At 72.3% G+C, this 15,399-nt stretch carries 16 protein-coding genes; 15 read left to right on the top strand and 1 reads right to left on the bottom strand.

The annotated features are described in order from the left end of the window. Positions 1-13: 13 nt before the first annotated feature. The 3 genes from OG875_RS00890 to OG875_RS00880 all read left to right on the top strand — a co-directional run bounded on the left by OG875_RS00890 (position 14) and on the right by OG875_RS00880 (position 2,477). On the top strand, positions 14-226 hold the full coding sequence (locus OG875_RS00890; RefSeq protein ID WP_330172265.1) for an MbtH family protein: 213 nt from the start codon (positions 14-16) through the stop codon (positions 224-226). A gap of 30 nt (positions 227-256) precedes the next feature. Continuing rightward, positions 257-1,825 carry an amidohydrolase gene (locus OG875_RS00885; protein ID WP_330172264.1) on the top strand — a complete coding sequence of 523 codons (1,569 nt, stop codon included), beginning with the start codon at positions 257-259 and terminating at the stop codon, positions 1,823-1,825. Positions 1,826-1,949: 124 nt separating this feature from the next. After that, on the top strand, positions 1,950-2,477 hold the full coding sequence (locus OG875_RS00880; protein ID WP_330172263.1) for a GNAT family N-acetyltransferase: 528 nt from the start codon (positions 1,950-1,952) through the stop codon (positions 2,475-2,477). Positions 2,478-2,622: 145 nt separating this feature from the next. On the opposite strand, the gene argB is transcribed toward OG875_RS00880, so the two are convergent. Beyond that, a complete protein-coding gene (gene argB / locus OG875_RS00875; RefSeq protein WP_330172262.1) occupies positions 2,623-3,459 on the bottom strand; it encodes an acetylglutamate kinase in 837 nt (278 codons plus the stop codon). A 525-nt stretch (positions 3,460-3,984) separates the two neighbouring features. Between argB and OG875_RS00870 the strand changes: the two genes are divergently transcribed. From OG875_RS00870 to OG875_RS00815, 12 genes are all read left to right on the top strand, one after another. Further along, positions 3,985-5,838 carry an AMP-binding protein gene (locus OG875_RS00870; RefSeq protein ID WP_330172261.1) on the top strand — a complete coding sequence of 618 codons (1,854 nt, stop codon included), beginning with the start codon at positions 3,985-3,987 and terminating at the stop codon, positions 5,836-5,838. Further along, positions 5,835-6,968 (top strand): beta-ketoacyl synthase N-terminal-like domain-containing protein, encoded by a 1,134-nt coding sequence (locus OG875_RS00865; protein ID WP_330172260.1) that lies wholly within the window; start codon positions 5,835-5,837, stop codon positions 6,966-6,968. The genes OG875_RS00870 and OG875_RS00865 overlap by 4 nt, the downstream gene beginning before the upstream one ends. Continuing rightward, the gene (locus tag OG875_RS00860; RefSeq protein WP_330172259.1) at positions 6,965-7,996 is read left to right on the top strand and encodes a beta-ketoacyl synthase N-terminal-like domain-containing protein; all 1,032 of its coding nucleotides are present in this window, start codon (positions 6,965-6,967) and stop codon (positions 7,994-7,996) included. The genes OG875_RS00865 and OG875_RS00860 overlap by 4 nt, the downstream gene beginning before the upstream one ends. Positions 7,997-8,010: 14 nt before the next feature. After that, positions 8,011-8,268, top strand: a complete 258-nt coding sequence (locus OG875_RS00855) for an acyl carrier protein (RefSeq protein ID WP_330172258.1) — start codon at positions 8,011-8,013, stop codon at positions 8,266-8,268. After that, a complete protein-coding gene (gene fabG / locus OG875_RS00850) occupies positions 8,265-9,005 on the top strand; it encodes a 3-oxoacyl-ACP reductase FabG (RefSeq protein ID WP_330172257.1) in 741 nt (246 codons plus the stop codon). Before OG875_RS00855 ends, fabG begins: the two co-directional genes overlap by 4 nt. Before the next feature lies 1 nt (position 9,006). Then, positions 9,007-9,831: a thioesterase II family protein gene (locus tag OG875_RS00845; protein ID WP_330172256.1), complete on the top strand. Its 825-nt coding sequence runs from the start codon at positions 9,007-9,009 to the stop codon at positions 9,829-9,831. 18 nt (positions 9,832-9,849) lie between these two features. Beyond that, complete coding sequence (locus tag OG875_RS00840; protein WP_330172255.1) at positions 9,850-10,047, top strand: hypothetical protein; 198 nt, start codon at positions 9,850-9,852, stop codon at positions 10,045-10,047. 248 nt (positions 10,048-10,295) lie between these two features. Continuing rightward, positions 10,296-11,156, top strand: coding sequence for a class II fructose-bisphosphate aldolase (locus OG875_RS00835; protein WP_330172254.1), 861 nt, complete (start codon positions 10,296-10,298; stop codon positions 11,154-11,156). Between the two features lie 2 nt (positions 11,157-11,158). Continuing rightward, complete coding sequence (locus OG875_RS00830) at positions 11,159-12,046, top strand: HAD-IA family hydrolase (protein ID WP_330172253.1); 888 nt, start codon at positions 11,159-11,161, stop codon at positions 12,044-12,046. 22 nt (positions 12,047-12,068) lie between these two features. Continuing rightward, positions 12,069-12,743: a dihydroxyacetone kinase subunit DhaL gene (gene dhaL / locus OG875_RS00825; RefSeq protein WP_330172252.1), complete on the top strand. Its 675-nt coding sequence runs from the start codon at positions 12,069-12,071 to the stop codon at positions 12,741-12,743. 91 nt (positions 12,744-12,834) lie between these two features. Continuing rightward, a complete protein-coding gene (dhaK, locus tag OG875_RS00820; RefSeq protein WP_330172251.1) occupies positions 12,835-13,830 on the top strand; it encodes a dihydroxyacetone kinase subunit DhaK in 996 nt (331 codons plus the stop codon). A gap of 587 nt (positions 13,831-14,417) precedes the next feature. Beyond that, positions 14,418-15,353: a sterol desaturase family protein gene (locus OG875_RS00815; RefSeq protein ID WP_330172250.1), complete on the top strand. Its 936-nt coding sequence runs from the start codon at positions 14,418-14,420 to the stop codon at positions 15,351-15,353. Positions 15,354-15,399: the final 46 nt, after the last annotated feature.

The following is a 15,399-nucleotide window of genomic DNA, read 5'->3' as shown; positions in this document are numbered from 1 at the left end:
GAGGCATCCGCCCATGAGCACCAACCCCTTCGACGACCCCGAAGGCCGCTTCCTCGTCCTGGTGAACGACGAGGGGCAGCACTCCCTGTGGCCGTCCTTCGCCGAGGTGCCCGGCGGCTGGACCGTCGCCTTCGCCGAGAACACCCGCGAGGCGTGCCTGGAGTATGTCGAGACCCACTGGACCGACCTGCGACCCCGGTCCCTCGCCGTGTCCAACGACGGCTGATCCCGGGCGACTTCGGAAGGGGCGCCGCCGATGCTCTGCACCCGACTGACCAACGCGCGCTTCCTGACGATGGACCCGGACCGTCCCGTCGCCCACGACCTGGGCATCTGGCGGGGCCGGATCGCGGGCCTGGACGAGGAGATCACCGGACTGCCGGCGCGCGAGGTGATCGACCTTCAGGGCGCCACCGTGCTGCCGGGATTCATCGACGCGCATGTGCATCTCGCCTGGACCGGGCTGAAGGCGGCCACCCCGAGCATCGCGGGCCGCACCCGGATCGACGACGTGCTCGACGTCGTGTCGCGGGTCACGGCCGGGACGGGCTCGCCGGGCGACTGGGTGAGCGTCGCCGGTTACGACCAGCGGGCGCTGGGGCGTCATCTGACCGCCGCCGAACTGGACACCGTCAGCCACGGGCGCAAGGTGTTCCTGCTGCACGACTCCGGGCACGGCTGCGTCGTCAACTCCGCCGTCCTCGCCCGGCTTCCGGCCGGTGTCCCGCACGAGAACGGCTTCCTCGCCGAGGGCGCCATGGCCCCCGCCCGCGCGCTCCGTCCGCCGTACGCCCAGCGGGAGTTGGCCGAGGCGATCGGCCGCGCCGCCCGGGGCTGTCTGGCGGAGGGCATCACCGCCTGCGCGGAGGCGGGCATCGGCAGCGTCCTCTTCGGACACAGCCCGGTCGAACTGGGCGCGTACCAACTCGCTCGCGACGAGGGCCTGTTGCCGGTGCGCGTGCAGCTCATGGTGGCGGCGGAGCGGCTGCGTCCGGTCGGCGCGCACCCGGACGACCGCGTCCCCCGGGCGCTCGAGCTGGGGCTGCGTACCGGCTTCGGTGACGACCGGCTCTCCGTGGGCGCGCTGAAGGTCTGGACGGACGGCGGCATGATGGCGCGGACCGCCGCGCTGAGCGCGCCGTACGAAGGGCTGGAGCACACGGGCCAGTTGCAGGACGATCCGGACGTGCTCACGGACACGATCGTGGACGGGCATCTCGCCGGGTGGCAGCTGGCTGTTCACGCGATCGGCGACCGCGCGGCCGATGTCGCCCTGGACGCCCTGGAACAGGCCCAGCGCCGCCGGCCGCGCCCCGGTGCCCGGCACCGGATCGAACACGCGGGCCTGATCCGCCCCGACCAGCTGCCGCGACTGGCGCGGCTCGGCGTCAGCGCCGTCGTACAGCCCAACTTCCTGCGGTACTTCGGCGACGACTACGCGGAGATCATGGGCCCCGGGCGGGCCCCGTGGCTCTACCGGGGCCGGTCGTTCCTGGACCACGGCATCCCCCTGGTGGGCAGCTCCGACCGTCCCGTCGCGGACGGATCCCCGTTGCGGGCCGTCCAGTTCATGGTGGAGCGGGCATCCGCCTCCGGCCGGGTGATCGGCCCGGACGAGGGCGTCACGGTCGAACAGGCCCTGCGCGCCTACACGGTGGCCGGGGCCTTCGCCTGCCGCTGGGACGACAGACTGGGGAGCCTCACACCGGGCAAGTACGCCGATATGGTCGTGCTCGGCGACGACCCCCGGAGCGTCGACGTCTCGCGCATCGGGGGCATCGAGGTGGTGACGACGTATGTGGACGGCCGGGACACCGGCGTGTAACAGGCAGCCCAACAGGATCGCGTCTCGCTGGACTTGGAAGTTAGGTAAGGCTAGCCTAATCTCGTTTGTCGGAGCGGCACGGCGACCGGCCGTGCTCCGCCCGTGGAACCGAGGAAGGACAGCCTTGATCACGGCCACGCCGCGCCCCGCCCCCCTGTCGTCGCATGCGCTCCTCGCGCCGGTGTCCCCCGTGCGCCCCGCCCGCCCGGAGGACGCCGCCGAACTCGCCGCCCTGTCCGGGCCCTTCGTGCGCTCGGGTGCGCTGCGCGAGCGGCCCCTGTCGCTGTACGCGGCCCACGCGGCCGACTTCCTGGTGGCGCGGGCGCCGGGAGGCGCACCGGAGGGCTGTGTGGGCCTGCGCGTGCACGCCGCGGCCGGGCCGGGCGAGGGGCGCGGGCCCGTCGGCGTGCTCTACAACTTCTGCGTGGCCGGGCACCGGCAGGGACACGGGGTGGGGGCCGCGCTGCTGCGCGCCGCGCTGGCCGCCGCCCGGCGCCAGTCGCTCGCCGCCCTGTTCACGGCGACGACCGGCGGGGGCGGGCTGTTCCTCCGGTACGGCTTCACGCCCACGACCGCCCGACTCGCGCCCCCGGCCTGGGCGGCGTCCCTGGACCCCGGGCGCGGCGCGCGTGTCCTGCGACGGGCCCTGTGAGCGGGAACACGTACACGGCCGACCGGCGCGCTCCGGGCCGGTGAAGTCCGTTCGGGCGCAGGCGAGTTCGCGCCAGGCGCCGCCCCCTCGGGACGGCGCGGCGCCGTCCCCGCCGGTGGTCGCGCGGGGCCGCCGGCGGTCGTGGTCAGTGGCCGTCCGGGACCACGGTGGTGCCGGGGCCGGTCTCGTCCAGGACTCCCCGCAGCACCGCGTGCGGCACCCGGCCGTCCAGGACGAGCGCCCGCCGTACACCGCCCCGCACGGCCCGCAGACAGCCCTCCATCTTGGGCAGCATCCCGCTCGTCAGGCCCGGCAGCAGCGCCTCCAGGGCCCCGGCCGTCAGGCGCTCGATCACCTCCGTGCTGTGCGGCCAGTCCGCGTACAGCCCCTCCACGTCGGTCAGCATCACCAGGCGCGACGCGCCGAGCGCCACGGCCAGGGCCGACGCCGCGAGGTCCGCGTTGACGTTGTAGACCTGTCCGTCCTCCCCGCGTGCCACGGGGGAGACCACGGGGATATGACCCTGCGTCAGGAGTGCGCGGACCATGTCCGCGTTCACGGCCACGATGTCGCCCACGAGGCCGATGTCCACGGGTCTGCTGTCCACATAGGCGGGCCGCCGGACGGCCGTCATCGTGTGCGCGTCCTCGCCCGTCATCCCCACGGCGAACGGCCCGTGGGCGTTGATGTGGCCGACCAACTCCCGCTGCACCCGGCCGGACAGCACCATCCGGACCACTTCCATGGTCTCCGGCGTCGTCACCCGCAGCCCGGCCTCGAAGCGGGTCTCCAGGCCGAGGCGGTCGAGCATCGCGCTGATCTGCGGTCCGCCGCCGTGGACGACGACCGGCCGCAGACCCGCGTGCCACAACTCCACGACGTCCTGGGCGAAGGCCCGTTGGAGACTCGCGTCCACCATCGCGTTGCCGCCGAACTTGACGACGACCGTGCCGCCCCGCAGCTCCGTGACCCGTCCGGTCATGGTCCCCGTCTCTCCCGCCGGTGATCATTAATTAGCTTAGCCTAACCTAAATGACAGTTGGCATGGTCGTCGGCCCTCGCCTCCGACCCCTGCCTCCGGGCCCCGGGGAAGCGACCGGGCGTGACCGGTGTTGCCCCGGCTCGCCGTCAGGTGGTTTCAGGACATCGGGAGTGATGTCGGTGCCTGGCGCGAATCCGATTTCCGTAAAGCGTTTCTCGCCAACGGCGACCCGTCGTCTTACGCGCGGTATTTCCGTTTTTCGCGCCCGAACGGACAGCCGTGTACACGTGTAGATCGACGTTGGCACGCGTCATCTGCCAGAAAGCAAACAAGGTGGGCGCGGCCGGTTTTCGACGTTTGTCAAATTCGCGCCGAAGGGTAATGATCGTCCTGGTCCGGAAGTGGCTTGATTAAACCGCCGTCCGTTCAGCGCGCCGCTTTGAAATCCGTGTCCGTGCTCCATCGATGACTTCAACGATGTCTCGCAGCCCTCGGACAATCGCGTACCTGAAGGAGTGTCATCCGGTGTCTGACACAACGAATATCGAAACCCCTCTGCGGAGACTGCGGACGCTCGTGGCGGAAGTGATGGAAACGGGTGAGGAAAACATTGAGGACGACGCCCTCTTTTTCGAGGACCTCGGACTCGATTCCCTGGAGAAGACGGAAGTCGTCGTCCGCGTCGAGAGAGAATTCCAGGTGAAGCTGAGTGCCGCCGACGCCGCGGCCATGCGCTGCGTCGAGGACTCCGCCACCGTCCTGATGGACAAGCTGAGCACGCCCCCGCCGACGGCCACGGCCCCGGTCGGCCTCGTCGAGCGGCTCGTGGGCACCCACCTCGCGCAGGGGCGCGGCGACCGGATCGCGTACACCGACCCCGATGTCGGCGATGTCTCCTACCAAGGACTGCACGACGCCGTCCTGCGGTACGCGGCCACGCTCGCCGCGACGGACACCCCCGCCGGCAGTCGCGGTCTGATCGTCGCCGACGACTCCGTGACCACCGTCGCCGCCGTCCTCGGCATGTGGTGGCACGGCTGCGTCCCCGCCGTCGTCAGCCCCCTCCTCAACGACGAGGAACTCGCCTACATCGCCGACGACTGCCGCGCGGGCGTGATCCACCTGGACGCGGCGCCCCGGCGCCAGAAGGCCCTGGAGGCCCTCTTCGCGGACCGCCGGCGCATCTCCGGACAGGACGTCCGCGCCGCCGGCGGTACGGACGCCGGTACCGCCCCCGCCGGCATCCCCGCCCCCGCCGACGCCGTCGTGCGGGCCTCGGACCACGAGGCGCTGATCCAGTACACCTCCGGAAGTACCGGCCTCCCCAAGGGCGTCCGGCACAGCGCGGGAGCGATCGTGGCGGCCCTGGCCGGATTCGGCTCGCTGCTCGCGCTCCGCGACGACGACACGGTGCTCTCCACGGCCCGGATGTCCTTCGGGTACGGCTTCGGCGCGACGGTGCTCTTCCCGCTCGCCGCCGGTGCGCGCGCCGTCCTCATCCGAGGCAGCGTCGACCTGCACACCGTGACGGCCGCGCTGGACCGCTACCGGCCGACGGTGCTCTGGTCGGTACCGCGCCTGTACGCCGCGATGACCGACGCCGCCGCCCCGCCCGCCGACGGGGCCGTGGACGCCGACGGGACCGCGCACACGGCCGAATGGGGCACGCGCACGGCATCGGTACGGCTGTGCGTCGCCGCCGGCGAGCACCTCCCCGCCCGGCTCGGCGAGCGCGTCCGCGAGACCTTCTCGGCCGACCTGATCAACGGGCTCGGCGCGACCGAGGTGCTGCACATCGTCGTGGCCACCCCCGCCGGACGGCCCATGCCCGGAACCATCGGCCTGCCCGTGCCCGGCGTGCGGGCCACCGTCCGGGACGCCGACGGCCTCCCGGTGGCCGACGGCACCGAGGGACGGCTCCACATCGACGGACCCACGGTCGCGCTCGGCTACATCGGCAGGCCCGACGCGGCGGCGGCGACCTTCGCCGACGGCGGCGTCTACACCGGCGACATCGCGATCCGGAACGACGACGGCACCGTGGTCCACCTGTGCCGCGCCGACGACCTGCTCAACCTCGGCGGCTACAAGATCCCGCCCGCCGAGATCGAGACCGTGGCACGCGCCGTCGACGGCGTCCGCGAGTGCGTGGTCGTCGGCCGGGCCGACACCCACGGACTGGAACAGGCCGTGCTCTACGCCGTCGCCGACACCGGCGCCGACCCCGAGCAGGTCCGCCGCGCCATCACCGCCGCCATCCGCGCCGGACTGCCCCCCTTCAAGCGCCCGGCACGCGTCGAGTTCCTCGACCGGCTGCCCGTCACCTCCACCGGAAAGCTGGCCTCCTTCCAGCTCCGAAAGCGGGTGACCCAGCCATGACCTGGGACATCACCGGGATCGGCGCCCTCGCCAACATCGGCCGCACACCGGAGCACATATTCGACGCGCTCTGCGCCGGCCGGGAGACCCGCGCCCCGCTGAAGGTCTTCGACCGCGCCCGGTACCGCACCAGGCACGCGTACGAGATCGACGACCGCCCCCCGGGCCGCGACGAGCCCCTGCGCGCCACACGATGGCTGCTCCTCGCCGTGCACCAGGCACTCGCCGACGCCGGCCTGTCCGACGACCTCTCCCGTACGCCCGTACTCGTCGGCACGACACTCCGCGAGCAGCGCAGCGCCGAACTGTGGTGGACCGAGGGCACCGCGCTGCGCCCCGCCGACCTCCACTTCGGCGGCGCCCTGCGGGACGAGTTCGGCGCCGTCACCAGCTACACCTTCGCCAACGCCTGTTCCGCCTCCCTGTACGCGCTGGGCCTGGCCGCCGACATGATCGAGTCCGGCCAGACCGACACCGTCGTCGTGGCGGGCACGGACGCCCTCACCGAGAGCGCGTTCGGCATGCTCGACCGGGTGCAGAACGAGTCCCCCCAGGAACTGCGCCCGTTCGACACCTCCCACAAAGGCATGCTGATGGGCGAGGGCGCGGTCGCGGTCGTCCTGCGGCGCCCCGGTACGCACGACGGGCGCCCGCTCGCCCGGCTCAGGAGCGTCGGCATGAACTGCGACGCCCACCACGCCACCGCGCCCGACGCCGACGGCGTCCGCGCGGCCGTCCTCGACGCCCATCGGCGGGCCGGCCTCCGTACGGAGGACATCGACCTGGTGATGCTGCACGGCAGCGGCACGCCCCGCAACGACGAGACGGAAGCCGCCGTCCTGGCCGAGCTGTTCGCGGACACGCGCGGCGCCCCGCTGATGACGGCCATCAAGTCCATGACGGGGCACACCCTGGGCGGGTCCGGGCTCCTCAGCCTGGTCATGGCCGTCCTCGCCATCCGGCACGGCACCGTGCCACCGGTCCTCGGACTCACCGACCCCATCGGGCAGGCGGCCGGCCTCGGACTGGTCCGGGGAGAGGCCGCCACGGCCGCCGTCACGACGGCGCAGATCAACGCCTTCGGTCTGGGCGGCATCAACGCGGTGGCGCTGATCGGGGCGGCGGCATGACGGACCCGTACACGCAGCTGTACGCGGGCACGCGCCCGGCGGACGGCACCCGCCGCGCGGCGGAGCACACCGTGATCACCGGCGTCGGACTGGCCTTTCCGGGCCTGCGCTCCGTCGGAGACCTCCTCACCTCCCGGCCGCCCCCGGACGGCTTCGATCCGGCGACGGAACTCAAGGGCCGGGAGATGCGCAACAAGGACCGCGCCTCCCGCCTCGCCCTCCACGCCGCCGAACAGGCCCTGGACGACGCCGGACTGCTGGACGGGAAGGGGCGGCTGCGGGACACGGCCGACGGCCCGGGGAGCGACACCGCCGTGGTGGTCAGCTCCAACCTGGGCTCGCTGCGGACGGTCTGCGACTTCACCGACACCATCGCCCGCGAGACCGTCACCGGACTGAGCCCGCTCGGACTGCCGCAGACGTCGAGCAACGTCGTCGCCGGCTGGGTCGCCATCCGGCACGGGCTGCGCGGCCCCAACCTCACCGTCTGCAACGGCGCCACCGGCGGACTGGACGCCGTGCACTGGGCGCGCAACCTGATCGTCGCGGGCCGGTGCCGCCGGGCGGTCGTCGTGGGTGTCGAACCGGCCGGCGAACACGCCGACAAACTGCTCGGCGTACCGACGACCGACGTGGCGTGCGCCGTGGTGCTCGAACCGGCGGCGGCGTCCTCCGTAAGGAGGCCGGCCGGATACGCCCGACTGTGGGCGTACGTACGCGGCGCCACCCTCGCCTCCACCGTCGAGGCCGCCGAATCCCTGGCCCCCGCCCCCGTCGGGCTCCGGCTCACGGACGGCCCGGCGCCGCCCGCCCGCGTGCCGTCCCCGGAGCCGGGCGCGGATCTCACGGGTATGGATCTCACCACGCGCCTGGGGCCGTGCTCCGGCGCCCTGGGAGTTCTCCAGGCCGCCGTCGGAGCCGTACACACACGCACACACGGAACGAAAGCGGTGCTCGCCCTCGGCGGAGGCGCCGACACCGACGACGCCGCGGCGGCGCTTCTGTTGACCGGTGCGGACACCGAATGAAAGGACCAGCCGCGATGGAATCGACCGTGAATGTCGAGGAACTGCGCGAGATCGTCGCCCAGTCCCTGGAAATGGAACCCGAAGAGGTCGGCGACAGCGACCATTTCGCCGAAGACCTCGAAATGGACTCCCTGATGGTGCTGGAAATAGCCTCCCGGCTCGAACAGCGCTACAGCATCTCCGTCGAGGACACGGCCATGGGCTCCCTGGAGAATCTCACCGAACTGCGCGGCCTGGTCGAATCCCTGCTGGCCGACGGACCGGCGGCATGACCGCCAGGCCGGTCGCGCTGGTCAGCGGCGGGTCGCGCGGAATCGGCCGGGCCGTGGTCACCCGGCTCGCCCGCGACGGGTACGACGTCGCCTTCTGCTACGCCGCCCGCGCCGAGGCGGCCAAGGAGACCGAGGAGCGGGCGGCCGAACACGGCGCCCGGGTGCTCGCCCGCCGGGCCGACGTCGGCGACGCCGACGAGTGCCGGGCCTTCGTCACCGCGACGGAGGACGAACTCGGCCCCGTCGACGCCGTGGTGACCGCCGCGGGCATCACCCGCGACAAGCCGCTGGCGACCATGGAGGACGCCCAGTGGCACGACGTACTGACCACCAACCTGGACGGCACTTACCACATCTGCCGCCCCGTGATCGAGCGGATGGCCAGGCGCCGGGCGGGCTCCCTGGTGACCCTCTCCTCGGTCGCGGGCGTCCACGGAAGCGTCGGGCAGACCAACTACTCGGCCGCCAAGGCCGGGATCATCGGCTTCACCCGTGCCATGGCGAAGGAGTACGGCGGATTCGGCATCCGGGCGAACACCGTGGCGCCGGGCTTCATCGAGACGGACATGACCGCCGGCATCTCCGACCGGGCCAGGAAGAAGCACCTCGGGCGGATCCCGCTCGCCCGGTTCGGCACGGCGGACGAGGTGGCCGACCTGGTCTCGTTCCTCCTGTCCGCGCGCGCCTCGTACCTCACCGGCCAAGTCCTCGGTGTCGACGGCGGGCTGGTGATCTGACATGAGGCCGCTCGCCCCGCCCGGCCCGGTCACCCGGCGCCGCCCCGTCGACGACCCCGCGGTGCGCCTGTTCCTCCTCCACCACGCGGGCGGCTCCCATCTGCTCTACCGGGGCTGGACACGTCTCTTCCCGGACGACTGGGACATCTGCCTGCTCGACGCGCCCGGCCGGGGCAACGCGCAGGCCCTGCCGCTCATCGCCGACGGCGCCGGCCTCGTCGCGTACTTCGGCGAGGCCCTCGCACCGCTGATGGACCGGCCGTTCGCGTTCTTCGGCCACAGCGTGGGCGCGCGCGTCGCGTACGGGCTCACGCACCACCTCGCGGACACCGGGCGCCGCCTGCCGCTCTGGCTGGGCGTGTCGTCCTTCCGCGCCCCCCAGCCCGCCGCGCCGGAACCACCCCTCGGCAGCCGCCTGGCGACCGACACCGAACTGCGCGACTGGCTCCGTACGACCGGCGGCGTCCCGGACCGCCTGCTGGCGGACGACGGGCTGTGGGCCGCGTTCGCGCCCGTCCTGCGCGCGGACCTGTCCCTGGCGGACACCTGGGACCACGCCTCACCGGCCACACCCCCGCCGGTCCCGCTGACGGTCTTCACCGGCTCCCACGACCCGGTCGTGCCCCGTCCGCAACTCGACAACTGGCCCCGCCTGACGGCCACGTTCCTCGGTACGCACACCTATCCGGGGGATCACTTCTACCTGACCGAACACCGCGAGCGCCTGACGGACACCATCACCGCCACGGTGCGCGCCCAGCTCGGGCGGGAGGGCGCGCCGGAGGCGGCGGTGCCCGGGAAGCCGGCCGGTTCGACGGGTCGGTAGGGCCGCTCCGGGGGCGGCATGAGTGATCGCGCCCGGCGCGACGGCCGCGACTACGAGGACGCGGTCCGACGCGCCGGGACGACGCGGCGGTGGGGCCGCGCGGTGACGGCGGCCGTCATGACCCTGATCCCCGTCGCGGTGGCCACCACCGTCGTCGCCGCCCTGGTGCTCGTACCGGCCGCCTTCTCCGCCCGGATCGGAGGGGCGGCGGCGTAGCGGGCACATCCGTGGGCCCCGTTCCGCACACCCCCGACGCGCCACTCCGGCGACGCCCCGTGCCGGAACCTCGGCGGTCGTCACGGCCGGGGGCGCGCCCTGCGCCCTCCCCCCGCGCGGACGCCCCGCCGACACCCCCGAAGCAGCCCCCGCCCCCCGGGCCCTGTCCGCCGGACAGGGCCTAAAAGTGGCGGGGTGCGGGGCGCGGGCGTGGAATGGGGGAGTGGGGGCGGAGACGTGGAGGCGTCGTGGCTGTGACACCGCTGACCGAGATCCTTGCCGAGCCGTTCGCCGAGCGCTACGCCGTACCCGCCGTCAACGTGTTCAACGACCTCACACTGGAGGCCGTGCTGGCGGCAGCCGTGGAGAACGCGTCGCCGCTGATCGTGCAGACCTCCGTGAAGACGGTCAGGTCCATCGGCAGCGACGTCCTCTACGCCATGTGGACCTCGATGACCGCGGGCATCGAGGTCCCCGTCGCCCTGCACCTGGATCACTGCCCGGAACGCGAGGTCATCACCGAGTGCCTCCGGCGCGGCTGGAACTCGGTCCTCTTCGACGCGTCGAAACTGCCCGTCGAGGAGAACATGCGGCAGACCGTCGAGGTCGTCGCTGAGGCCCGCGCCCACGGGGCGGCCGTCGAGGGCGAGATCGAGTCGATCACCGGTGTCGAGGACGGTGTGGGCAGCGCCACCGCCGCCGAACAGCAGAGCCTGGAGGTCGCGCTGGAGTTCCTGCGCACCACCCAGGTCGACGTCTTCGCCCCGGCGATCGGGAACGCGCACGGGTCGTACAAGCAGGCACCGGTGCTCGACGCCCAGCGCGTCTCGGACATCGTGGCGGTCCACCCGGTGCCGATCGCGCTGCATGGGGGCAGCGGGCTGTCCGACGAACAGTTCCACGACCTGATCTCCCGGGGCTGCGCGAAGGTCAACATCTCCACGGCCCTCAAGGAGACGTACATGAAGTCGAACCTGGCCTTCCTGGAGTCGGCGGCCGAGCGCGGGAAGTGGGATCCGCCGTCGCTGTTCCGGGCCGTCCGCCAGGACGTCGTGGAGATGACCGGGTCACTGATGAGGCTCTTCGGCAGCGCCGGGCGGGCGGGCTAGTCATGGCCGCGCTCATCTTCGACTGCGACGGCGTCCTCGCCGACACCGAACGTGACGGGCACCTGCCCGCCTTCAACCAGACGTTCGAGGAATTCGGCCTGCCCGTGCGGTGGAGCGACCAGGAGTACGCGGAGAAGGTCAAGGTCGGCGGCGGCAAGGAGCGGATGCGGACGCTGCTGACCCCCGAGTTCGTCGCCGCCAACGGGCTGCCCTCCGACCCGGCCGCGCTCGACGAGCGGGTCGCGGACTGGCACCGGCGCAAGACCGAGATCTACACCGGCGTCATCCGGGGCGGCCACATCCCGCCCCGCCCCGGCGTGCGACGGCTCGCACGGGCGGCGTACGAGGCGGGCTGGACCCTCGCGGTGGCCTCCACCTCGGCGGAGGCGTCCGTACGCAGCGTGCTCGAACTCGCCGTGGGGCCGGAACTCGCCGCCCGCTTCGGCGTGTTCGCCGGGGACGTCGTACGGCGGAAGAAGCCCGCCCCGGACATCTACGACGTCGCCGTGCGGTCGCTGGGGGTGGCCGCCGCGGACGTCGTCGTGATCGAGGACAGCCGCAACGGGATGCTCGCCGCGCTCGGCGCCGGACTCGCCTGCGCGGTGACGACCAGCGCCTACACCGGCGACGAGGACTTCGACGGCGCGTCCCTGGTGGTCACCTCGCTCGGTGACCCGCCGCCGGAGGAGACCGTGACCCGGGTGCTGGGCGACCCCCTCGGGGTCCGGCCGGGGCCCTGGGTGAGCCTCGCGGATCTGGCCGGGCTGCTCACCGCCTCCGCCTCCGCTTCCGCGGGCTCGGGGCCCGGCACCGCCGGTCCGCCCGTGGACGGCCTGCCCGACCCCGGCCCGCCCGGTTCCGGTACCCGCCCCCGTCCCCGACCGCACTGACGTCGCGGCAGTCAGGAGAGCCATGTCATCGCCATCGTCAACGCCCTCGTCCACGACGCCCGCCGGCGACCTCGGCTTCGTCGTCCGCGTCGTCGCGCAGACCGCCGTGGACAACGAGAGGGCCTTCAGCGATCTCGACGCCGTCGCGGGAGACGGGGACTTCGGATACTCGCTCGCCCGCGGCTTCGAGATCGTGCTCGCCGACTGGGACACCTTCGCCCCGGAACTGCCCGCCGACCTCCTGAAGAAGGTGGCCCTGGTCATCTCCAAGCGGGTCGGCGGCTCGTCGGGGCCGCTCTGGGGAACGGCCTTCCTGCGGGCCGCCGGTGCCGTGAAGGACCGGCCGGAGCTGAACGCCGCGGACGCCGTGGCCATGCTGCGGGCCGCCGCCGAGGGGATCAAGGTCCGGGGCAAGTCCGACGTCGGCGACAAGACACTGCTGGACGCGCTGGTTCCGATGACCGACGCCCTGGAACGGCGGCTGGCCGCCGGCGACCCCGTGCCCGGCGGTGCGGAGCTCGCCGCCCTCGCGGCCACGACCGCCCGTGCGGCGGCCGACGCGACGACACCCATGCAGGCCAGACGGGGCCGCCAGAGCTACACCGGTGAGCGCAGCATCGGCTCGCCGGACCCGGGCGCGGTGGCGATCGCGGTCATGGCGGAGCGCGTGGCCGCCGAGTGGGAGGCCCGCGACTGACCGCACCCGGGACCGGCACGGAAGCGGGACCGGCCCGGCGCCCCGGCACCCGGCAGCTCACGGACCCGGCAGGACGAGGAGAGGTTGCGACATGAAGAAGTTCGTCAACGACCCCAAGGACTACGTCGCGGAGATGCTGGAGGGACTGGCACTGGCCAACCCCGACACGCTGAAGTACGTCCCCGAGTACAACCTGATCATGCGCGCCGACGCCCCGGTGAAGAACAAGGTCGCCCTGGTGCAGGGATCCGGCTCCGGACATGAACCGGCGCACGTGATGAACGTCGGCAAGGGGATGATCGACGCCGCCTGTCCCGGCGACGTGTTCGCCGCGCCGCCCGCCGACTTCGTGTACGAGACGGTCAAGCTGGTGGCCTCCCCGAAGGGGGTGCTGCTGCTGGTCAACAACTACACCGGCGACCGGATGGCGTTCGAGATGGCCGAGGAGCTGTCGCAGGCCGACGGCGTCACCGTCCGCACCCTGTTCATCGACGACGACGTGGCCGTGGAGGACTCGACGTACACCGTCGGCAGGCGCGGTGTGGCGGGCAACTTCTTCGTGATGAAGGCGTGCGGCGCCGCGGCCGAGCGGGGCGCGGACCTCGACGAGGTGTACCGGATCGGCGAGAAGGTCAACGCCGTCACCCGCACCATGGGGATGGCCCTCACCGCCTGCACACCCCCGGCGAAGGGCTCACCGCTGTTCGACCTGCCCGAGGACGCCGTCGAGATGGGCGTGGGCATCCACGGCGAACCGGGCCGCAAGCGCGAGAAGCTCCAGTCGGCGGACGCGATGGTGCGCGAACTGGTCGGCGCGGTCGTGGACGACCTGCCGTTCGCCTCCGGCGACCGCGTCGCCCTGATGGTCAACGGCCTCGGCGGCACACCGATCGGTGAGCTGTATCTGGTGTACGGCCTGGCCCACAAGCAACTGGCCGGGCGCGGCATCGAGATCGGCCGCAGCTACGTGGGCGAGTACTGCACCTCGCTCGACATGGCGGGCGCCTCGGTGACCCTGGCCCGGCTGGACGACGAGATCCTCGACCTCCTCACCGACCCGGCCGAGATCCCGATCCGGGTGTTCTGACCCTCGCCACGGTCCCGGGTCGCCGCCCCGCACCCGACGGGAGCGCCACCTCGACCTCGACGGAGTCCGACCCCACGGAGCCGGTGCCGGAAGGCACCGGCTCCGACCGCGTGCGGCCGGTGGCCCCGCCGGGCGCCGGCGCGTGGGGTGTTCACCGCTCCGACGCCCGTCGGCGGCCCGAGCGTCCGACGGCGACGAGGCGTCCCGTGGCGAGTCCGGGGTGCGCGCACCCCGCGGATCGCCGCCGACATACGGGTGAGAAACCGACCGCGAATTAGAAATATAAAAATAGTTAGTAACTCACATCGGCGACATCGGGCTCACCCGCTATTCCGCTCCTCCCGCGACTCTGCTTCAATGAGCGTGAGGTAAAGCCCCTTTGCTCCGATGGAAACACCTGTCGATTTTCCGGGCACCGGTCTCCGGACGGCAATTGATTCGTTCGGCACGCGAGGGTTGAACTCCTCGAAACAGGAAAACAATCAACCGAGCTCACGTCAGGCCCGGGGAAGACCCGCCCGGCCCGTTCCACCTGCTCGTATTCTTCCGCATTCTCCTGTGTCCACATCTCCGCGGAGGTGTCGCCGATGCACGAAGACGAACGCCCTGCCGACCGCGGTATTCATCCGGCGTACGAATCCACCGGGAAATCGAACGCCGAATTCCACCGCACGCTCCTCCGTGTCACCGCTTATCCGCTGCTTCTGCTGGCCACTTTCCTGGTGGCGGCCGGTGCCCTCGTTCTCCGCTGGGAGCCCGGCCGGGTCAGTCCGCTCTTCCTGATGGGCACGCTGCTCTACCTCACCGTCCTGGAGAGGCTGATTCCGTACGAGCGCGACTGGCACCCCAGCAGGGCCGAGTGGCGCTGGTACGGCGTCTACTTCCTGCTCACCATGGCCGGCAGCGCGCTCGCACAACTCCTGGTGACGACCGCCGTCGGCAGGATCGCGCCGGCCGACCCGGCGCTCCCGCTCGGCGCGGAGATCCCCGCCGCCCTGCTGAGCGGATCGCTCGCCGGCTATCTCGTCCACCGACTGGGGCACTCCCAACCGCTGTTGTGGCGGCTGCACGGGGTGCACCACGTCCCGTCGAAGGTCAACGTCGCCAACAACGGCGTGAACCACGTCCTCGACATCGTCCTCGCGCAGGGCGTCGTCCAACTCGTCCTGGCCTGGGCCGGGTTCTCCCGTGAGGCCGTACTCGCCGCCGGGCTGTTCACGGCCGCCCAGGGCTACTTCGTGCACGCCAACATCGATGTGCGGATCGGGCCTCTCAACCATCTGCTCGCCAGCCCGGAACAGCACCGTCTGCACCACAGCACGGACCTGTCGGAAGCGGGGCACTACGGCTCCGACCTGTCCTGCTGGGACCACCTCTTCGGAAGCTTCACCTGGCGGCCGGGCCGTGCGCCGGCCGCGGTCGGACTCAGTGATCCCACCTCGTTCCCCGGGACCGGCGAGATCGCCGCGAGCCTGGTCCATCCCGTACGGCGCGCGAAGCGGCCCGGGAACCGGACCGCCTGAACCGGGCCCGGAGGCGGAGACCCCGGTGCCCCGCCACGGGGAGCCT

It is taken from the genome of Streptomyces sp. NBC_01498, assembly GCF_036327775.1.
Classification (GTDB): Bacteria; Actinomycetota; Actinomycetes; order Streptomycetales; family Streptomycetaceae; genus Streptomyces.
This window is presented reverse-complemented; position numbering and strand designations above follow the sequence as displayed.

Excerpts from the sequence above, each read along its gene's own strand:
- argB (WP_330172262.1), bottom strand. The coding sequence starts at position 3,459 with ATGACCGGACGGGTCACGGAGCTGCGGGGCGGCACGGTCGTCGTCAAG.
- OG875_RS00890 (WP_330172265.1), top strand. The coding sequence starts at position 14 with ATGAGCACCAACCCCTTCGACGACCCCGAAGGCCGCTTCCTCGTCCTG.
- OG875_RS00840 (WP_330172255.1), top strand. The coding sequence starts at position 9,850 with ATGAGTGATCGCGCCCGGCGCGACGGCCGCGACTACGAGGACGCGGTC.
- OG875_RS00815 (WP_330172250.1), top strand. The coding sequence starts at position 14,418 with ATGCACGAAGACGAACGCCCTGCCGACCGCGGTATTCATCCGGCGTAC.
- OG875_RS00860 (WP_330172259.1), top strand. The coding sequence starts at position 6,965 with ATGACGGACCCGTACACGCAGCTGTACGCGGGCACGCGCCCGGCGGAC.
- OG875_RS00885 (WP_330172264.1), top strand. The coding sequence starts at position 257 with ATGCTCTGCACCCGACTGACCAACGCGCGCTTCCTGACGATGGACCCG.
- OG875_RS00845 (WP_330172256.1), top strand. The coding sequence starts at position 9,007 with ATGAGGCCGCTCGCCCCGCCCGGCCCGGTCACCCGGCGCCGCCCCGTC.
- OG875_RS00865 (WP_330172260.1), top strand. The coding sequence starts at position 5,835 with ATGACCTGGGACATCACCGGGATCGGCGCCCTCGCCAACATCGGCCGC.
- dhaL (WP_330172252.1), top strand. The coding sequence starts at position 12,069 with ATGTCATCGCCATCGTCAACGCCCTCGTCCACGACGCCCGCCGGCGAC.
- fabG (WP_330172257.1), top strand. The coding sequence starts at position 8,265 with ATGACCGCCAGGCCGGTCGCGCTGGTCAGCGGCGGGTCGCGCGGAATC.
- OG875_RS00830 (WP_330172253.1), top strand. The coding sequence starts at position 11,159 with ATGGCCGCGCTCATCTTCGACTGCGACGGCGTCCTCGCCGACACCGAA.
- dhaK (WP_330172251.1), top strand. The coding sequence starts at position 12,835 with ATGAAGAAGTTCGTCAACGACCCCAAGGACTACGTCGCGGAGATGCTG.
- OG875_RS00855 (WP_330172258.1), top strand. The coding sequence starts at position 8,011 with ATGGAATCGACCGTGAATGTCGAGGAACTGCGCGAGATCGTCGCCCAG.